The sequence below is a fragment of the Methylorubrum salsuginis genome, assembly GCF_900114375.1.
GTDB lineage: Bacteria > Pseudomonadota > Alphaproteobacteria > Rhizobiales > Beijerinckiaceae > Methylobacterium > Methylobacterium salsuginis.
The window spans coordinates 155669-173885 of record NZ_FOSV01000005.1 but is presented as its reverse complement, the minus strand read 5'-3'; the positions used below and the strand labels follow the sequence as shown (position 1 = coordinate 173885).

At 69.8% G+C, this 18217-nt stretch carries 16 protein-coding genes and 2 tRNA genes; 14 read left to right on the top strand and 4 right to left on the bottom strand.

Translation table 11 applies throughout. The features are described from left to right. The first annotated feature begins 221 nt into the window (after nt 1–221). From BM140_RS08860 to BM140_RS08830, 7 genes are all read left to right on the top strand, one after another. Entirely contained in the window at nt 222–1310 is a 1089-nt protein-coding gene (locus BM140_RS08860; RefSeq protein ID WP_244535359.1) for an acyl-CoA dehydrogenase family protein, read from the top strand. Then, entirely contained in the window at nt 1307–1906 is a 600-nt protein-coding gene (locus BM140_RS08855) for a class I SAM-dependent methyltransferase (RefSeq protein WP_091944259.1), read from the top strand. The genes BM140_RS08860 and BM140_RS08855 overlap by 4 nt, the downstream gene beginning before the upstream one ends. Continuing rightward, entirely contained in the window at nt 1893–2579 is a 687-nt protein-coding gene (locus BM140_RS08850; RefSeq protein WP_091944255.1) for a cytochrome b/b6 domain-containing protein, read from the top strand. The genes BM140_RS08855 and BM140_RS08850 overlap by 14 nt, the downstream gene beginning before the upstream one ends. After that, nucleotides 2579–3322 (top strand): molybdopterin-dependent oxidoreductase, encoded by a 744-nt coding sequence (locus BM140_RS08845; protein ID WP_091944252.1) that lies wholly within the window; start codon nt 2579–2581, stop codon nt 3320–3322. The genes BM140_RS08850 and BM140_RS08845 overlap by 1 nt, the downstream gene beginning before the upstream one ends. A gap of 154 nt (nt 3323–3476) precedes the next feature. Continuing rightward, nucleotides 3477–3552: transfer RNA gene (locus BM140_RS08840), tRNA-Ala, on the top strand. Nucleotides 3553–3621: 69 nt separating this feature from the next. Next, nucleotides 3622–3697: transfer RNA gene (locus BM140_RS08835), tRNA-Ala, on the top strand. A 131-nt stretch (nt 3698–3828) separates the two neighbouring features. Continuing rightward, a complete protein-coding gene (locus BM140_RS08830) occupies nt 3829–4434 on the top strand; it encodes a hypothetical protein (RefSeq protein WP_131803772.1) in 606 nt (201 codons plus the stop codon). Between the two features lie 11 nt (nt 4435–4445). On the opposite strand, the gene BM140_RS08825 is transcribed toward BM140_RS08830, so the two are convergent. After that, nucleotides 4446–5216 (bottom strand): SHOCT domain-containing protein, encoded by a 771-nt coding sequence (locus BM140_RS08825; RefSeq protein WP_091944246.1) that lies wholly within the window; start codon nt 5214–5216, stop codon nt 4446–4448. Between the two features lie 229 nt (nt 5217–5445). Between BM140_RS08825 and glgX the strand changes: the two genes are divergently transcribed. From glgX to BM140_RS08805, 4 genes are all read left to right on the top strand, one after another. After that, a complete protein-coding gene (gene glgX / locus BM140_RS08820; protein ID WP_091944495.1) occupies nt 5446–7716 on the top strand; it encodes a glycogen debranching protein GlgX in 2271 nt (756 codons plus the stop codon). Nucleotides 7717–7836: 120 nt separating this feature from the next. After that, nucleotides 7837–9429, top strand: coding sequence for a histidine kinase famiy protein (locus BM140_RS08815; RefSeq protein ID WP_091944243.1), 1593 nt, complete (start codon nt 7837–7839; stop codon nt 9427–9429). Between the two features lie 25 nt (nt 9430–9454). Next, complete coding sequence (locus tag BM140_RS08810) at nt 9455–9772, top strand: plasmid stabilization protein (RefSeq protein ID WP_091944240.1); 318 nt, start codon at nt 9455–9457, stop codon at nt 9770–9772. A 250-nt stretch (nt 9773–10022) separates the two neighbouring features. Continuing rightward, on the top strand, nt 10023–10439 hold the full coding sequence (locus BM140_RS08805) for a c-type cytochrome (protein ID WP_091944237.1): 417 nt from the start codon (nt 10023–10025) through the stop codon (nt 10437–10439). 202 nt (nt 10440–10641) lie between these two features. Here BM140_RS08805 and BM140_RS08800 read toward each other — a convergent pair whose 3' ends face one another. Next, nucleotides 10642–11853, bottom strand: coding sequence for an NADP-dependent isocitrate dehydrogenase (locus BM140_RS08800; RefSeq protein ID WP_091944234.1), 1212 nt, complete (start codon nt 11851–11853; stop codon nt 10642–10644). A gap of 329 nt (nt 11854–12182) precedes the next feature. Here BM140_RS08800 and BM140_RS08795 point away from each other — a divergent pair, with 329 nt between their 5' ends. Then, complete coding sequence (locus BM140_RS08795; RefSeq protein ID WP_056246899.1) at nt 12183–12731, top strand: formaldehyde-activating enzyme; 549 nt, start codon at nt 12183–12185, stop codon at nt 12729–12731. A 148-nt stretch (nt 12732–12879) separates the two neighbouring features. After that, complete coding sequence (locus BM140_RS08790) at nt 12880–14691, top strand: cation:proton antiporter domain-containing protein (protein ID WP_091944231.1); 1812 nt, start codon at nt 12880–12882, stop codon at nt 14689–14691. A 67-nt stretch (nt 14692–14758) separates the two neighbouring features. Here the strand turns inward: BM140_RS08790 and BM140_RS08785 are convergent, their stop codons facing one another. Further along, nucleotides 14759–15349: a phospholipase A2 family protein gene (locus BM140_RS08785; RefSeq protein WP_091944229.1), complete on the bottom strand. Its 591-nt coding sequence runs from the start codon at nt 15347–15349 to the stop codon at nt 14759–14761. 127 nt (nt 15350–15476) lie between these two features. On the opposite strand from BM140_RS08785, the gene BM140_RS08780 reads away from it, so the two are divergent. Then, nucleotides 15477–15728: a hypothetical protein gene (locus BM140_RS08780; RefSeq protein ID WP_091944226.1), complete on the top strand. Its 252-nt coding sequence runs from the start codon at nt 15477–15479 to the stop codon at nt 15726–15728. Nucleotides 15729–15846: 118 nt separating this feature from the next. On the opposite strand, the gene BM140_RS08775 is transcribed toward BM140_RS08780, so the two are convergent. Continuing rightward, nucleotides 15847–16983: a helix-turn-helix transcriptional regulator gene (locus BM140_RS08775; RefSeq protein WP_091944223.1), complete on the bottom strand. Its 1137-nt coding sequence runs from the start codon at nt 16981–16983 to the stop codon at nt 15847–15849. Nucleotides 16984–18217: the final 1234 nt, after the last annotated feature.

Here is an 18217-nt window from a genome sequence, read left to right as displayed (position 1 = left end):
GCCGCCGGCCGTCCCTCGCTCGCGAATCGCGCGCGGCAGCTTTCGGGGGGAAGGGTTAAGGGGGATTCACCGTCCCCCGCCGCCCGTTCGGCGAAACGAGCGGATTCCCGTGCAAAGCGGCGCAACATCCGCACTGCTCGGTTGAACGCGGGGCGCGAACAAACGTTTGCTGGTTCTGCGGACGGCCGCGTCGGAGCCGGCCCGCCACGCGCGAGCCCTTCTTGTCTGCCCATTCTCCCCTTCACCTCGTGTCGTCCCCGTCCGAGGCCGCGCGCGACGATGCCTTTCCCCTCGTCGCGATCGAGCGGCTGCGGCGCAACGGCCGGCTCGCCGCGCCGCTGCCCGAGGCGCTCGGCGGCGACGATTTGTGCGCGCCGGAGCGCGTCGGCGACCTGCGCCGGCTCCTGACCCAGGTCGGCCGCGACAGCCTGCCGGTGGGCCGGATCTACGAGGGCCACGTCAACGCGCTGGCGCTCGTGCTGCGCTACGCCGATCCGGAGACCCGCGCGGCACTCGCCCGCGATGCCCTCGACGGCCACCTGTTCGGCGTCTGGAACACCGAGCCGAAGGAGAACGGCCTGACGCTCGACGCCGTCGGGCGGCTCCACGGTGCCAAGAGCTTCGCCTCGGGCGCCGGCTTCGTGACGCGCCCGCTCGTCACCGCGCGCGCCCCCGATGGGCGCAGCCTGATGCTGGTGATGCGGATGAAGGCCGGCGAGCGGGCCGATCTCGGCGAATGGCGCGTCCACGGCATGCGCGCGACCGCGACCGGCACCGTCGATTTCACCGGTCTGGGGTCGAGCGACGGGGCGGTGGTCGGAGCCCCCGACGATTATTTTCGCCAGCCGTTCTTCTTTGCCGGCGCGTGGCGCTTCCTCGCGGTGCAGCTCGGCGGGATGGAGGCCGTGGTCGAGACCTTCCGCACTCACATGCGGACGACCGGCCGCGGCGGCGACCCGCATCAGCAGGCCCGGTTCGGGCGCAGCCTGATCGCACTGGAATCCTGCCGCCTGCTCGTCGCGCAGGCGGCCGAGACCGCCGCCGCCGAGGCGCTGTCACCGGATCGCGTCGTGGCCTGCGTCAACCTCGCCCGCGCCGCGGTCGATCAGGCCGGGCTCGACGTGCTGACGCTCGCCCAGCGCTCGGTCGGCCTCGCGGGCTTCCTCGACGACCATCCGCTGGAGGCGCAGATGCGCGATCTGGCGACCTATCTGCGCCAGCCCGCACCGGATTTCGCCCTGACCGGCATGGCCGCGCACGTGCTGGAGGCGGACGCGCCCCTGCACGGGCTCTGGGGGGCGGAGCCATGAGCCTGCGCCACGCCCAGACCCTGCCGGCGCGCTACTTCGTCGATCTCTACGCCTCGAACCCCGACCCGTGGCGCTTCACTTCGAGCGACTACGAGCGGGAGAAATACGCGGCGACGCTCCGGGCCCTGCCGCAGCCGCGCTACGCCCGCGCCTTGGAGGTCGGGTGCTCCATCGGCGTCTTCACCCGGCAATTGGCCGATCGCTGCGCCGACCTCGTGGCCCTGGACATCGCCCCCTCGGCGATCGAGGCGGCCCGCGCCCGCTGCGCCGACCATCCGCGGATCGAGTTCGTCGTCGGCGCCGTGCCGACGGTCTGGCCCGAAGGCCGGTTCGACCTCATCGTCCTGTCGGAGGTGCTCTACTTCCTCGACCGCGACGACCTCGCCCGCCTGGTGGCCCAGGTCGGACGCAGCCTGAGGCCGGGGGGCGATTGCGTGCTGGTGCACTGGACCGGCGTGACCGATTATCCGCTCTCCGGCGACGAGGCGGTGGAGGGCTTCGTCGCCGGGGCCGCGCCGTTCAGCCGCCCGCTGACGCGGGCGCGTCGCGACCACTACCGCCTCGACGTGCTGCGGTCCGGCCATGAGGCCGGTTGAGCCTGTGCGCCATCCGCTCTGGGTGCGCCTGACCCATTGGGTCGGCGCGGGCGCCTTCGTGGCGCTTGGCGTGAGCGGCGTCGCGATCCTGCTGGCCCTGCCCCGGCTGTTCTGGGGCGAGACCGGCGCCAACGACGCGCCGGCCTGGATCGTCCTGCCGCTGCCGGTCAACCTCGAACAGACCGGCTGGGGTCGCAACCTTCACTTCCTCGCGGCCTGGATCTTCGTGCTGAGCGGGGCGCTCTATCTCGCGGCGGCGCTGGTCAGCGGTCACCTGTTCCGCCGACTCGCGCCGGAGCGGGACCAACTCCGCCCCGGTCATCTGGCCGGCGAGCTGCGCGCGCATCTCCGCCTCCGCCCGCCGGTGCCGGCCTCGGGGCGGGAGCGCTACAACGCCCTGCAGAAGCTCGCCTATCTCGCCGTGCTGCTGGTGCTGGCGCCGGTGATGCTGCTCTCGGGGCTGACGATGTCGCCCGGCGTCACCGCCGCCTATCCGGAGCTGTTCACGCTGTTCGGCGGGCGCCAATCGGCCCGCACGGTCCACTTCCTGGCCGCCACCCTGCTCGTGGCGTTCCTGCTGGTGCATCTCTGGCAGGTCGCCGCCAACCGCCCGCTCCGGCTGCTGCGGGGCATGATCACCGGCCGCACCGGCCGCACCACGGAGGAGACGTGATGGCCGACATCTCCCGGCGCGGCTGGCTCGTCGGCGCCTCGACGCTCGGCCTCGCGCCCTGGCTCGGCGGCTGCGAACCGATCGAGGGCGGCCCGAGCCGTCCCGGCCTCTACGGCCTGAGCGACACCCTGACGCTCGCCACCCAACGCTTCTTGCTGCGCGATCAGCCGCTCGCCCGCGAATTTCCGCCCGAGGCGATCTCCAAGATCTTCCCGACGATCAACACCACCGATCCGGACAATCCCGATTACCGCCGCTCGAAGGCGACCGGCTTTTCCGATTGGCGCCTGCCGGTGAGCGGCCTCGTCGAGCGCCCGACCGCGTTCTCGCTCGCCGCGCTCAAGGCGATGCCGGCGCGCACCCAGGTGACTCTGCATTCCTGCGAGCAGGGCTGGTCGGCCATCGGCGGCTGGACCGGCGTTCCCCTGTCGCACGTGCTGGCGAGCTGCGGCCTCAAGCCCGAGGCCCGCTTCATCGTCATCCGCACCGTCGACGGCTGGTGGGACAGCTACGACCTGTTCGACGCGCTCCATCCGCAGACGATCCTGGCCTACGGCATGAACGGCGGCGACCTGCCCGTCGCCCACGGCGCCCCGGTGCGGCTGCGGGTCGAGCGCCAGCTCGGCTACAAGTCGCTCAAATACCTCGCCAGCATCGAGGCGACCGACCGCGTCTCCGGGATCGGTCAGGGCCGCGGCAGCATGGTCTCCCAACTCGGCTTCTCGTGGTACGCGGGCATCTGAGCGCCCGCTTCGGGAGGCGGCAAAAAAGCGGGTTCGCGGGGCCGGAGGGGCTTGAGTCCGCCCGAACCTGCGCTTATAGAACCGCTCGTCAGCGGCGGGCACCACCCGCGGCCAAGACGTCGCCGAAACCTCCAGCGGTTCGGCGAGAGAGGTTGGGGCCTTAGCTCAGCTGGGAGAGCGCTTCCATGGCATGGAAGAGGTCATCGGTTCGATCCCGTTAGGCTCCACCATCCCTCTACACTTGGTACGTTGACGATAAGACCTTGCCGAGACCTCCAGCGGTCCTGGCGAGATGGTTTGGGGCCTTAGCTCAGCTGGGAGAGCGCTTCCATGGCATGGAAGAGGTCATCGGTTCGATCCCGTTAGGCTCCACCAAACATTTCCTTCGCAGAAAGCCGCCTTTGGGCGGCTTCTTCGTTTCCGCACCTGCCTTGCGCTCGCCGCGATGGACCTTTCCGCCCCGGCAACGTATGCGCTGCACCATGGATGCGGCGGCCAGGATGTTGATGGCGGGACTCGCGACGGCCGGTGCCCTCTCGCCGCCGGCTGAGGCGCAGCCGCAGGAAATCCGACGAGAGGCGCAGGATGAGGCCGGGACGCGCGCGGTGATCGAGACCCTCAGCGCCCGTCTGCTGGCCGCGCCGAGCGCCACCGCCGTGCTGGAGGCGTGGTGCGCCGAGCGCGGGTTGTCCGCCGATCCCCGCATCGTCGCCGTGCGCGTGCCCAGCATCGACAAGGCGCCGAGCCCGCTTCAGCGCGAGCGCCTCGCGGTCGGCCCGGACGAGACCGTGCGCTACCGCCGGGTCCGGCTCACCTGCGGCAGCCACGTCCTGTCGGAAGCCGACAACTGGTACGTGCCCGGCCGGCTGACGCCCGAGATGAACGCCGCCCTCGACGGCAGCCAAGCGCCGTTCGGCCGCGTGGTGCGCCCGCTGAACCCGAGCCGCCGCAACCTGTCGCTCCGCATGCTGTGGCGACCGGGGGAGGGGATCGTGCCCGGCCCCGACGCGCCGCTCTTCTCCGTGGAGGCCGTCCTCTCCGCCGGCGGCGTGCCCTTCTGCGAGGTGGCCGAGACCTATACCGGGGCCGTGCTGGCCCGCGGCGAGCGCTGAGCCTCGGCGTTTCAGAGCCGGGCCAGCAGCTCCGCCTTCTTCTGCGCGAACTCGGCGTCGGTGAGCACGCCCTTGCGGTGGAGTTCGGCCAGCCGCTCCAGGATGGTCAGGATCTCGTCGGCGCCGCTCGGCGATGCGGCGGCCCGAGGTGGCGACGGCGGCTCCGGATGCGGGGCGAGGGCCGGCTCGGGCGGGGGCGCCGGAGACGGTTCGGCCGGCACCGGCGGGGTCGCGTTCTCCGCCTGCGCCGCGGCTTCGACCGGCGTCAGGTCGTCCAGGGCGAAACTGCCCGCCGGGCCGCTGAACCGGAACGAACCGCCCGCGCCCTGCTGCTGCGACACGCCGGTCACGACCCGCTCGCCGAGATCGTAGAGCTTGATCTGCCCGCCGGTCTCGACGGCGAGCCGCCGGCTCGCCGGGAAGAAGGCGTAGCGGGTCCCGTCCTGCGCCCCGACGCTCGACGGCACGCCGAGCCCGTCGGGCCACCAATTGCCGGCGCCCGGCACCCCGTGCGTCTCGGGCAGGGGCAGGGTGGCGGCGAGTTCGGTGCAGAGCGCATCGACCCGCGCCTTGAGCGCGTGGTCGTTCATCCGCCCGACCATGATCATGCCGCCGCGCGACCATTGGCCGAGGCCGCCCAGTTCGGGATGGTCGAACTGGGCCATGTTGCCGTGCCCCGTCGCCAGCGCGCGGGCGAGATGCTCGACTGCCTCCGCGCTCACGCCGTGGCGCTCGGCGATCGCCCTGGGGTTCACCCGCCGCTCGGTTCCGTCTTCGCCCATGCTCGGCCGTCCCTGCTTCGATGCGGCCAGAAACGCCTGCCCGCCCCCGGAGTTTCGTCCCGGCCGGGCCGAGCGGCCCGCATCATGCCCGAATCGGCGATCGGAGGGACGGGCATGCGGAAATAATTGCGATCATGCCGCGTTGCGGTGGAGCTTCACCGTTGCGTGAACGTTCAGAGTCGCGACCGGGCCACCGCCGGGCCCGCCCCGATCATCAATTGGAATGAAGATGCCCGATCAGGACAGGATTGCGAGCCCCAAGGTGCGCGTGGCGCGCTCGCGCATTCGCGAGGGCTCGCCCCATCCCCGCGGCGCCACCTGGGATGGGCGCGGCGTCAACTTCGCCCTGTTCTCGGCCCACGCCACCAAGGTCGAGCTGTGCCTGTTCGACGATGCGGGCGAGAAGGAGATCGAGCGGATCGAGCTCCCCGAATACACCGACGAGGTCTGGCACGGTTACCTGCCCGACGCCCGGCCGGGCACGATCTACGGCTACCGCGTCCACGGCCCCTACGAGCCCGAGGCCGGACACCGCTTCAACCCGAACAAGCTGCTGATCGACCCCTATGCCAAGGGACTCGTCGGCACGATCCAGTGGAACCCGGCGCTGTTCGGCTACAAGATGGAGACCGGCGACGACCTGACCTTCGACGAGCGCGATTCCGCCCCCTACACCCGCCGCTCCCGCGTGATCGACCCCGCCTTCACCTGGGGCCGGGACGAGAAGCCCCGCGTGCCGTGGGAGCGGACGATCGTCTACGAGACCCACGTGAAGGGCTTCACCAAGCTGCATCCGGCGGTGCCGGAGAAGCACCGCGGTACCTATGCCGGCATGGGTCATCCGGCCGTGCTCGACTACATAAAGAGCCTCGGCGTCACCTCGGTCGAGCTCCTGCCGGTGCATTCCTTCGTGCAGGACGACTACCTGCAGCAGAAGGGGCTCATCAATTACTGGGGCTACAACACGATCTCGTTCTTCACGCCGGCCCGGCGCTACGCCGCGGTGCCGGACTTCGCCTTCTCCGAGTTCAAGGAGATGGTCGCGCGCATGCACGGCGCCGGCCTCGAGGTGATTCTGGACGTGGTCTACAACCACACGGCGGAGGGCAACGAGAAGGGCCCGACGCTCTCCTTCAAGGGCGTCGACAACGCCTCGTATTACCGCCTGCTCCCGAACCAGCCGCGCTACTACATCAACGATACGGGGACAGGGAACACCTTCAACCTCTCGCACCCGCGCGTGCTGCAGCTCGTCACCGACAGCTTGCGCTACTGGGCGACCGAGATGCGGGTCGACGGCTTCCGCTTCGATCTCGCCACCATCCTCGGCCGCGAGCCCTACGGCTTCGACGAGGGCGGCGGCTTCCTCGACACCTGCCGCCAGGACCCGGTGCTCAACGACGTGAAGCTCATCGCCGAGCCGTGGGATTGCGGCCCCGGCGGCTATCAGGTCGGTGGTTTCCCCCCCGGCTGGGCCGAGTGGAACGACCGGTTCCGCGATGACGTGCGCGGCTACTGGAAGGGCGATGGCGGCCTGTTGCCGGGGCTCGCCTCCCGCATCACGGCATCCGCCGACAAGTTCAACAAGCGCGGTCGCCGGCCCTGGGCGTCCGTCAACTTCATCACCGCCCATGACGGTTTCACGTTGAACGATACGGTTTCGTACAACGAGAAGCACAATATGGCCAACGGCGAGGACAATCGCGACGGCCACGGCCACAACCTGTCCTACAATTACGGCGTCGAGGGACCGACCGACGATCCGGCCATCCGCTCGGTTCGCCTGCGCCAGATGCGCAACCTGCTGGCCACGCTGTTCCTGTCGAAGGGCACGCCGATGCTGCTCGCCGGCGACGAGTTCGCCCGCACGCAGAACGGCAACAACAACGCCTATTGCCAGGACAACGAGGTGAGCTGGGTCGATTGGGGCGCCATCGGCGAGGAGGAGCGGGACCTCGCCGAGTTCACCCAGCGCCTGATCCTGCTGCGCAACGCCCTGCCGATGCTCTCGCGCGGGCGCTTCGTGACGGGGGCCTACGACGAGGAGTTCGGCGTCAAGGACGTGACGTGGCTGACGCCCGCCGGCACCGAGATGGCGCCGGAGAACTGGAACGACGGCAATTCCCGCTCGCTCGCGGTGCTGCTCGATGGGCGCGCACAGGCCTCGGGCATCCACCGCCGCGGCGAGGATGCGACGCTGCTCCTGTTCTACAACGCCTATCACGACGTCGTCGGCTTCACCTTCCCGGACACGCCCGGCGGCACCGCCTGGACGCGGCTGCTCGACACCAACCTGCCGGACGACCAGGAGGTCGAGAGCTTCAAGGTCGGCGAGACCTACTCGGTCACCGGCCGCTCGATGCTGATGTTCGTGCTCAAGCCCGACGAGAGCCCGGACGGCGAGCACAGCGCCACCGAGCGCTCGTACCAGTACGTCATGCAGGCCTTCGAGCGGGCGAACGTCGAGAACGTGCGCTTCGGCATCGATCGGGAGGATTGAGACCGTCACGGCGGGCCGGAGGGGACTCACCCTCCGGCGCCCGCCGTGTCATGAGATGCGGGAGAGGGGTGCCGGCGGCATTGGCCCGTCGGCGACCCCGTGCCGGAGGGCGGCTTGTCGATGACCGATATTCCCGAGAAGCCGTCGCACAACGTCCATCCGCGCGTCGAGGCGGGGCTGGCCGGCCACGAATTCGAATCGGGCAGCGGCATCTTCTTCGCGGCCGTCGAGATGACGCGCATGCCGATGACGGTGGTCGATCCCAACCTCCCCGACCAGCCGATCGTCTTCGTCAACCAAGCCTTCCTGACGATGACGGGCTACGAGAAGGAGGAGGTCGTCGGCCGCAATTGCCGCTTCCTCCAGGGGCCGGACACCGACGCCGAGGCCAAGGCCCGCCTGCGCGCGGCGATCGAGCGGGAAGAGGACATCTCGATCGAGCTGATCAATCACCGCAAGGACGGCTCGGCCTTCTGGAACGCCCTGTTCGTCAGCCCGGTCTACAACGCGGCCGGCGACCTCGTTTACTTCTTCGGCTCGCAGCTCGACATCACCCGGCGCAAGCAGGCCGAGGAATCGCTGAGCCACGCGCAGAAGATGGAGGCGCTCGGCCAGCTCACCGGCGGCATCGCCCACGATTTCAACAACCTGCTCCAGGTCATCCTCGGTTACGCCGATTCGCTCGCGACCAATCTGGAGCGCCCCGACGCCGACCGCGCCCGGATGGGCCGCGCGGTGGGCAACATCCGCGAGGCCGCCGAGCGCGCCTCGACCCTGACGGCGCAGCTCCTCTCGTTTGCTCGCAAGCAGCGGCTGGAAGGGCGCACGCTCAGCCTCAATACCCTCGTCGAAGAGATGCGCCAGCTCGCCGGGCGCACGCTGGGCGAGGCGATCACCATCGAGACCGACCTCGCCCCCGGCCTGTGGCCCTGCCGGCTCGATCCGACCCAGGCCGAGGTCGCGCTGCTCAACATCTTGATCAACGCCCGCGACGCCATGCCGGAGGGCGGGCGCGTCACCATCGCGACCCGCAACCGCGAGCCGAGTTCGCCCGGCGGGTCGCGCTGCGTCGCCGTCGAGATTTCGGACACCGGCTCGGGCATCCCCTCCGACGTGCTGGCGCGGGTGATGGACCCGTTCTTCACCACCAAGGAGGAGGGCAAGGGCACGGGGCTCGGCCTCTCCATGGTCTACGGCTTCGCCAAGCAGTCCGGCGGCACCGTGCAGATCGAATCGGTCCAGGGGGAGGGCACCACCGTGCGCCTCCTCTTCCCGGCGAGCGACGAAACCGGCGCCGAGACGCCGGCCCCCGGCCCCGTCTCGGGCGAGCCGCAGCGGGGCAACGAAACCGTCCTCGTGGTGGACGACCGGGCCGACGTCGCCGAACTCGCCCGCGCGATCCTGCGCGATTACGGCTACGGCACCCTGCTCGCCCGCCACGGCCGCGAGGCGCTCGAAATCCTCGACGACCATCCCGAGATCGACATCCTCTTCTCGGACCTCATCATGCCCGGCATGGATGGTCTCAGCCTCGCCCGCGAGGCCCGGCGGCGGCGCCCGTCGCTCAAGGTCCTGCTCACCACCGGCTACGCCGAGGCGTCGCTGGAGCGAACCGGATTACCGCGTCCGGAGTTCGAGATCCTGAACAAGCCCTACCGCCGGGCCGACCTGATCCGGCGGGTGAGGGCGGTCCTCGACGCGCCGAAGACCTGACCGGCGCCGATCACGGGAGAGTCACATGGCCCGCGGCGACAAGTCGAAATACACGGACAAGCAGGTTCGCAAGGCCGAGCACATCGCGGAATCCTACGAGGCCCGCGGCGTGCCGGAGAAGGAAGCGGAGTCCCGCGCCTGGGCGACCGTCAACAAGGACGACGGCGGCGGCAAGAAGCCCGGCGGCTCCGGCCGGGGCCAGGCGACCGGCCACCCCGCGGCCCACAAGGGCGGTCGCACCGGCGGCACGGCCTCGGCCTCCCGCACGCCCGAGCAACGCTCGGCCTCGGCGAAGAAGGCGGCCGAGACGCGCAAGCGGAATGCGGCGAAGAAGGCCGGGTAGGGCGGTTCGCGACCGGCCACGGCACGCCGTCCGATCCGGCAACCCGCGCCGCCAATGCGAGGTGCAGCCGAAGCAATCCGGGGCTCCGCATTGTCCGAGGAGGCCTGGACCGTTCCGTCGGTGCGTTCGCGCCCCATCCGGAAACGTCGCGCCCTGGATCGCGTCGGCTCCGCCTCGCGATGACGGCGTGGAGCGGATCAGGCCCCGATCAACCGGATAAGATGCGGGAGGCGAATCGGAGGGAAGGCGTATGCGTTCGACCGTTTACGGGGGCATCCGAGGCCCCGTACTCGCCGTCGTCATTTTCCTAGGCGGTCCGACATCCCCGACCACCGCGCACGCCGCCTCCGGCCCCTTCGACCGCCAACAGGCGGAAGCCGGCCACGTGATCTACAACGATCACTGCGCCGAGTGTCACGGCCCGGAACTGGCCGGCGCCCTCGGGGCGTCGCTGGTCGATGCGGCGTTCAAGGCAAAGTGGAGCGGTCGGCCGGTCTCGGACCTCCGCGACTGGATTTTTTCCAACATGCCGCCGAACGCGCCGGGCACGCTGCCCGACGCTCAGCTCGATCCGATCGTGGCGTGGATCCTGATGAAGAACGGCGTGGCGCCGGGCGCGACGCCGCTGAGCAGGGCGAATGCGGGCGACGTGTTCCCGAAGGAGTGATCATCCAAACGGAGCGCGTCGCCGCCACCCAAAACCCTCCCCCCTCCGCGGGGGAGGGTGCCTCGCGGATGCGAGGCGGGAGAGGGGAACTACGCTTCCGGTGAGTTCGCGTCGAATGCGGCCAAGCTGAACCGTCGCTCCCTTCACCCGCCCGCTCCGCGGGCACCCTCTCCCGCGGAGGGGAGAGGGTTGAGCGGTGGCGTTACGCCATCGCGGCCTTCAGGTTCTCATCGACCTTGTCGAGGAAGCCGTTCGTCGTGAGCCACTTCTGGTCCGGGCCGACGAGCAGCGCCAGATCCTTGGTCATGTGACCGGCCTCGACGGTGTCGACGCAGACCTTCTCGAGCGTGGCGGCGAACTTCGCCAGAGCGCCGTTGTCGTCGAGCTTGGCCCGGTGCGACAGGCCGCGGGTCCAGGCGAAGATCGAGGCGATCGAGTTGGTCGAGGTCGCCTTGCCCTTCTGGTGCTCGCGGTAGTGGCGCGTCACGGTGCCGTGGGCGGCCTCGGCCTCGACCGTCTGGCCGTCCGGCGTCATCAGCACCGAGGTCATCAGGCCGAGCGAGCCGAAGCCCTGCGCCGCGGTGTCCGACTGAACGTCGCCGTCGTAGTTCTTGCACGCCCAGACATAGCCGCCGGACCACTTCAGGCACGAGGCCACCATGTCGTCGATCAGGCGGTGCTCGTAGACCAGCCCGAGCGACTGGAACTTCGACTTGAACTCCTCGTCGAACACCTTCTGGAACAGATCCTTGAACCGGCCGTCATAGACCTTAAGGATGGTATTCTTGGTCGAGAGATAGACAGGGTACTTGCGCGCGAGGCCGTAGTTGAACGAGGCGCGGGCGAAGTCGATGATCGACTGGTCGAGGTTGTACATCGACATCGCGACGCCGGCGTCCGGGAACTTGAACACTTCCTTCTCGATGACGGTGCCGTCGTCGCCCTCGAACTTGATCGTCAGGCGGCCCTTGCCCGGCACCTTGAAGTCGGTGGCGCGGTACTGGTCGCCGTAGGCGTGGCGGCCGATGACGAAGGGCTGGGTCCAGCCCGGCACGAGGCGCGGCACGTTCTTGCAGATGATCGGCTCGCGGAAGATGACGCCGCCGAGGATGTTGCGGATCGTGCCGTTGGGCGAGCGCCACATCTCCTTGAGCTTGAACTCCTCGACGCGGGCCTCGTCCGGCGTGATCGTGGCGCATTTCACGCCGACGCCGTGGCGCTTGATCGCCTCGGCCGCATCGACCGTGACCTGATCGTTCGTGGCGTCGCGGTGCTCGACGCCGAGATCGTAATAGTCGAGGTCGAGATCGAGGTAGGGGTGGATGAGCTTGTTCTTGATCTCCGCCCAGATGATCCGGGTCATCTCGTCGCCGTCGAGTTCGACGACCGGATTGGCCACCTTGATCTTGCCCATGTCGGTCCCTCAGTGACTCGGGAGCCCGTGCGCCCGGCCGGTTGCCGTCCCGCACGCTCCCGGAACCTCGTCGCCGCCCCTATAACGCAGCGCACCAACACGACAAAGCCGGGCCGTGGCGGGCTGTTTCGGAAGCGCGATTCTGTCACCGCCCCGCTTCGCAGACGGCGGAACGCCGTGCAGGCGAGAACCGCGCCAGTTCGGGCGGCGGGGGCCAAACCGGTGTCGCTCCCGGACAAGCGTGCATTCCCACACCGCTCTACGCGGCCTGGACAAACCCGTCCGGCGCTGCGACGACCCGCGCCGGATCAATGCCTTAAGGAGTGACCATGAGCGACCGCATCATCCTGCGCGCCGGCGAAGCCCTCGTCGCGGGCGGCCCGCCCAACACCGCCGCCGAGCCCGAGGTCATCATCGGCGAGCTCGACGGGCCGGTCGGCACCGCGCTGGCCACGCTCACCGGCGATCAGGTGGTCGGCCATTCCCGCGTCTTTGCGCTGCTCAACACCGACATCATGGTGCGCCCGGTGACGCTGTGCGTCTCCAAGGTGAGCGTGACCGAGAACAAGTACACCTCGATCCTGATGGGCACCGTTCAGTACGCCATCGCCAACGGCGTGCTCGACGCCGTGCGCGCCGGCTACATCCCCAAGGAGAAGGCGAACGATCTCGGCATCATCTGCTCGGTCTGGCTCAGCCCCGGCATCATTCAGGACCAGAACATCGACCACAAGGCGCTGTTCGACATCCAGCGCCGCGGCATGACCGAGGCGATCCGCAAGGCCATGACCAACGAGCCGTCGATCGACTGGCTGCTCGAGAACCAGGACAAGATCGTCCACAAGTACTACCAGATGGGCCTCGACGGGAAGATCTGACCGGCGCGTCTCTCATTCGGTGCGGGCCGGGCCAGGGTGACGCCCGGCACGCGCCGTCTCGCAACGGTGAAACCGATGCGGACAGAGGCAAAAGAATTGCTCTAAGGAACCTGTGGAGCGGGCGGCGCTCCGCAGGAATCGACCCGCGTTGCACCACGCTACCGGACTCATCTCGATCATCGCGCTGGGGCTGGTCTGTGCCTTCGTCGGCGGCATGGCGGCGCAGCGCCTGCGGCTGCCGCCGCTGGTCGGCTACCTCGTGGCGGGAATCGCGATCGGGCCGTTCACGCCGGGCTTCGTCGGCGATCCCGAACTCGCCGCGCAACTCGCCGAACTCGGCGTGATCCTACTGATGTTCGGCGTCGGCCTGCACTTCTCGCTGAAGGACCTGATGGCGGTGCGCGCCATCGCCCTGCCCGGCGCCGTCGTGCAGATCGCCGCCGCGACCGCGATGGGAGCCGGGCTCGCCGCCGCCTTCGGCTGGTCGCTCGGGGCCGGCATCGTCTTCGGGCTGGCGCTCTCGGTCGCCAGCACCGTGGTGCTGCTGCGGGCGCTGGAGGGGCGCGGCCTCCTCGACAGCGACAAGGGCCGCATCGCGGTGGGCTGGCTCATCGTCGAGGATCTCGCCATGGTGCTGGCGCTGGTGCTGCTGCCCGCGCTCGCCCCCTCCCTCGGCGGGGTCGCGCCGCAGGGCGGGCAGGGCGGCGCGGCGCACGGATTGCTGGCGACGCTCGCGCTGACGCTCGCCAAGGTCGGCGTGTTCATGGCCGTGATGCTGATCGGCGGGCGGCGCTTCGTGCCCTACCTCCTGGGACTGGCCGCCCGCACCGGCTCGCGCGAGCTGTTCACGCTGGCGGTGCTCGCTTCGGCAGTCGGCATCGCCTTCGCCTCGTCGGAGCTGTTCGGCGTCTCCTTCGCGCTCGGCGCCTTCTTCGCCGGCATGGTGCTGGCCGAATCCGACCTCAGCCATCAGGCGGCGGCCGATTCCCTGCCGTTGCAGGACGCCTTCGCGGTCCTGTTCTTCGTCTCGGTCGGGATGCTGTTCGATCCCGGCATCCTCATCCGCGAGCCGCTCTCGGTGCTGGGCGTGCTCGGCGTCATCGTCGTCGGCAAGTCGCTGGCCGCCATCGCCATCGTTCTGGCCTTCGGGCACCCGGTCGGCACCGCGCTCACCATCGCGGCGAGCCTGGCGCAGATCGGCGAGTTCTCCTTCATCCTGGCGGGTCTCGGCATCGGTCTGAAGCTGCTGCCCGAACCCGGCCGCGACCTGATCCTGGGCGGCGCGCTCCTCTCCATCACCCTCAACCCGCTGTTCTTCGCCCTCGCCGAGCGGGCCTCGGCATGGCTCGGCGAGCGGCCGGAATGGCGCCGTCGGCTCGAGCGGCGCGGCGCCGCCCCGCTGGCGGTGGGCGGCCACGAGCCGGGGATGGCCGGCCACGCCGTGCTCGTCGGCTACGGCCGGGTCGGCAGCGCCATCGCCGGCGCGCTCGCCGACTGGAACCTGCCCTACGTCGTGGTTGAGCGCGACCGCCGCCGGGTCGAGGAGTTGCGGGCCGTCGGCGTGCCCGCCGTGTTCGGCGATGCCGCCGCGCCGGGCATCCTGGAAGCCGCCGACATCGGCTCCGCCCGTCTCCTCGTCGTCGCGACCCCGGATTCGCACCAGGGACGGCGCCTCCTGCGCAAGGCGCGGGCGGCCAACCCGACCATCGACAGCGTCGTGCGCACCCACAGCGACGCCGAGCGGCGTCGGCTGGAGGAAGACGGCGTCGGCCTCGTGCTCATGGCCGAGCGCGAGCTGGCCCTCGGGATGATGACCTATGCCCTACGCAGCCTCGGGGTGCGCGAGGGCGACGCACGGCTGTTCGTGGACACCAGCCGCACGGAAAGTCAGGTCGCCCCCGCGACCGAGCCCGAAAGTCCCGCCCCGGAGCTGCGCCAGCGCCGGGACGAGCCGGAGTAAAGCCTCGGCCCGAACGTGTGCCGCCGGCTTCCGAAGGAAGCCGATGCGGCGCGAGCGCGTTTTTCGCTCAAGGCTGGCGGCACTCCATCGCCCCGGCGGCCTGGGTCACGCTGAGCGCCCGGCGGCGGGTCTCCAGCGGCACCGAGGGATCGTCGGAGACGGCGGTGGCCTCGCGCCGCAGCGTCGCGTCGCAGGCGCAGGAGCTGTAGCCGGCGGCGCCGTAGCAGGCATCGTGGTGCATGCAGGCGGTGTCGAGCGCATCGATCGGCGGCACGTCCTCGCCGCGATTGCCCTTGCCGCAGTAATTGCCGTGGAACAGCGTCCGGCCGGTGAGCACGTTGACGAGTTCGCCCTTGGGCGGCGCGGGCGCCTCGGCGCGACCGCTCGGGTTGAGGTCGTTGGCCGGCCCGCCCGCCCGCGAGCCGGAGGCCCGCAGGGATTTCGGGATGCCGGAACGTTCGTCGGGCTCGCTCAGGGCCGAGCCGGTGCGCCCGTTGGGATCGGCGAGATCGGGCAGCGGCGGCGGTGGGCCGGGGGGCGTGTCGTCCTCGGTCGCCGGCACCGCCTCGACGGTCGTGGGCGCGGGCGCGGCTTGGGCGAACACCGCCTGCGGAACCGCCAGGAGCGTCGCGGCGAGGAGGAGGAGGGCGGGGCGCACGGCGAAGCTCCTGTGTGGCGGCCTCCTCAACGCGAAGCGTCCTTCTCCCGTTCCGGGCTCGCGCAATGCAACGCTTTGCCGGTCTCGCGACTTTCTGGACGGTTTTCCTCTGAAGGTCGGAGCCTCCATGCCGGTTCGTCTCATCCTGTCCGCCGCCCTCCTCACCGGCTTCGCCTCGGCGGCCCTGGCCGCGCCGATGTCGGCGGACGACAAGGCCGTGCTGCAGCAGCAATGCATGGGCGACTTCACCACCCATTGCGCCGGACTGCCCCCCGAGGACGGCCCGGAGACCCAGGCCTGCTTCGAGAAGAACATGGCCAAGCTCTCCCCCGGCTGCCAGAACGCGATCCAGAGCTACAAGAAGGGCCGGAAGGGCTGAGCTCTTTTCCTCGCCGACGGGATCGCTCCCCTCGGCCCGTTCGCAACGCGCACCCCCTCTCGCCGCAGGCGGGGCGAGGGGGCGGCCGAACCCGACGCGATCGAGGGGAAAAGCGCGCTCACACGCCGTCCAACCGCGTCACCAGCACCGCCAGCTCGCTCTGCCGGTGGATGCCGAGCTTGGCGTAGATCGCCTTGAGCTGCGTCCGCACGGTGCTCTCGCCGACCGAAAGCGTCGCCGCCGCCGCGCGCGGGCTCGCGCCGCGGCCGATCAGGGCGGCGACCCGCGCTTCCGCCGCGGTGAGGCCGAGAGGCTCCAGCAGCGGTTCGACGGCACGGGCGGAGGGGGCGAGGAGATCGCGCACCAGCAGGATCAGGCCGTTCACGCCGTGGCCGGTCCAGTTGCCGGTCCAGGCGCAATCGGCGCCGCCGCCGGGCAGGGGCAGCGCCTCGACGAAGAGCGGGCGCCCGCCGCCCTTGCGCCGCAGCAGGATCGAGGTTTTCCGCGGGACGCCGGGACCGGGCAGGTACTCGGCGAGGAAGCGCCCGAGCCGGTCGCGGTCGGCGGGTTCCGCCGCCTCCGGGGCGCGGCCGGTGCGCAGGACGAGGTAGCCCGCCACCAGCGCCTCGGCCGCCGCGTTGACGCTGCGCACGCAGCCGGACCGGTCGAGGGCGACGATGCCGGCCCGCATCCGGTCGAGCGCCGCGCCGAGATCGCCCACCCCGCGCCGGGCCTCGCCGAGGATCGTGGTCAGCTTGAACGCCCGCGTGGCGTGGGGGCCGAGCAACCGCAACCGGTCCAGCTCGTAGCCCTCGAACGGCCCGCGCGCGGCCTCCCGCGGGGCGCTGAAGGACAGGCCGGTGCCGTCGATCGGATCGGTGTCGAGGCAGCCGGCGAGGTTGTCGAGGCCGTGCCCGCCGAAGAAATCCTGGATGAACGGATCGCGCCGCTTGTCCTCGGCGGGAAAATACATCTCGTCGCAGACGACCGAGCCGGCGGCGAGGCCCAGCGCGTTGGCCCGGGCGATGCGCGTGTCGAACCGCCACCAGCCCCCGGCGCCGTAATCGTGGTTGATCGCGCCGAGGCTTTCCGAATGCAGCGTCAGCGGCGTGCGCCGGGGATCGTGCGAGACGATCAACCCGCCTCGGCCCCCGACCGCCCGCGCGATCCCGTCGAGCGCCGCCGGCCACAGGGTCGGATCGAGGGCGGCGGCGTAGCACGCATCGATCAGGGCAGGCGCGTCGAAGCGTGTCATGTGCCGGCTAGAATCAATTCAACAGGAATCGAGTCGCACGATTCGCGGGCCGGCGTCTGTTTCCACGGCGCAACGTCCGGTGGATGATTTTTTCGACGACAGGTTTCGGGCGGGCGAAGGAGACCCGAATAGGGTCGAGAAGAGCCGCCACGCCTTGATCGCTGGAAGCGGGCGCTGCGGCGGCCCTCATCCGGCGAGGGCATCGGGCCGAACAGGCTCGGCCCGGCAGCCGGCCCCCGCCTGTCGGAGCATCGCTTCGGACGTCCGCGATGGCGGTCCTGTCCTGAATGTCGCGGCTGAACCCGATCTGCGGCTCGGAAGCCGCTTCAGGGCCTCCTCGGCCCGGGCCGGTCCATCGAGGCGCAGGCTCGCACGGTGCCGTTCGGATCGCGCAACTCGAGGCTTTTGAGGATATCGTCGATCTGGTCGGCCGGGATCACGATTCGGATGCTGTCGTCCCGGTCACCGCATGACGCGGGTGACCTCCGCGTGCCCTCCCGGCAGCAGCGTGACGGCGGTGACGCCGTCGGCCAGGGCCGGGCCGGACGCCACCCTGGCCCAGAGTGTGGCGCGTTCGACAGACGGCGGTTCGGCATCGGCGGGTCCCCTCGGACCGGCTCACGCCCGCCGCCGGTTTCCCGTCTGGGCTCGACGAGGCGGTGGGCGCGTCAGGAGAGACACGAATCCGATGTCGGCACTGTGATCCACGCCCGCGCCGGCCAGGGGCCAAACCCAATCCGCTGAACCATGCGGGGGCCTGCTTTCCGCCCTATGCGGATTCGTGGGGTGTCCGCCTCCGAGCATTCCACCGCGCCAGTTCTCTATGGATGGTTCGCATGGAAAAGTCCGTTTTGGATAGTCCGTGTCGATATCCAAAACAGACTGCGGCGCAGGGTGCGCTATGGGTACACCTAAACCGAACCAAACGGATGGGCTACTAAGGGTGGAAAGCAGGCATCGCTCACGCGCCACGAGGACGACCGCTTCGCGATCAGACCGGACGCCGCTCTCTTCGAAACTCAAGAATTTTGCAACAGCTTGGCCGCGGTGATCGGTGCGAAAACTTATTCACACGGGCATGGAGGAATAAGGAGAACAGCGATCAGCGATGAAATAACCTATCGTTCCAATCTGTCTGTTTGCGGATTCACGCGGCAAAACAAACCATAACTCCTGCAAGAGTAAACCGCTGCAGAAAATATCCATGACATCAATATTATTGCAATCGTTATTC

Bases quoted from the DNA above. Each gene is read 5' to 3' on its own strand.
- BM140_RS08850 (WP_091944255.1), top strand. From the start codon at position 1,893: ATGAGGCCGGTTGAGCCTGTGCGCCATCCGCTCTGGGTGCGCCTGACC.
- BM140_RS08795 (WP_056246899.1), top strand. From the start codon at position 12,183: ATGAGCGACCGCATCATCCTGCGCGCCGGCGAAGCCCTCGTCGCGGGC.
- BM140_RS08815 (WP_091944243.1), top strand. From the start codon at position 7,837: ATGACCGATATTCCCGAGAAGCCGTCGCACAACGTCCATCCGCGCGTC.
- BM140_RS08775 (WP_091944223.1), bottom strand. From the start codon at position 16,983: ATGACACGCTTCGACGCGCCTGCCCTGATCGATGCGTGCTACGCCGCC.
- BM140_RS08855 (WP_091944259.1), top strand. From the start codon at position 1,307: ATGAGCCTGCGCCACGCCCAGACCCTGCCGGCGCGCTACTTCGTCGAT.
- glgX (WP_091944495.1), top strand. From the start codon at position 5,446: ATGCCCGATCAGGACAGGATTGCGAGCCCCAAGGTGCGCGTGGCGCGC.
- BM140_RS08810 (WP_091944240.1), top strand. From the start codon at position 9,455: ATGGCCCGCGGCGACAAGTCGAAATACACGGACAAGCAGGTTCGCAAG.
- BM140_RS08800 (WP_091944234.1), bottom strand. From the start codon at position 11,853: ATGGGCAAGATCAAGGTGGCCAATCCGGTCGTCGAACTCGACGGCGAC.
- BM140_RS08825 (WP_091944246.1), bottom strand. From the start codon at position 5,216: ATGGGCGAAGACGGAACCGAGCGGCGGGTGAACCCCAGGGCGATCGCC.
- BM140_RS08780 (WP_091944226.1), top strand. From the start codon at position 15,477: ATGCCGGTTCGTCTCATCCTGTCCGCCGCCCTCCTCACCGGCTTCGCC.
- BM140_RS08830 (WP_131803772.1), top strand. From the start codon at position 3,829: ATGGCGGGACTCGCGACGGCCGGTGCCCTCTCGCCGCCGGCTGAGGCG.
- BM140_RS08805 (WP_091944237.1), top strand. From the start codon at position 10,023: ATGCGTTCGACCGTTTACGGGGGCATCCGAGGCCCCGTACTCGCCGTC.
- BM140_RS08845 (WP_091944252.1), top strand. From the start codon at position 2,579: ATGGCCGACATCTCCCGGCGCGGCTGGCTCGTCGGCGCCTCGACGCTC.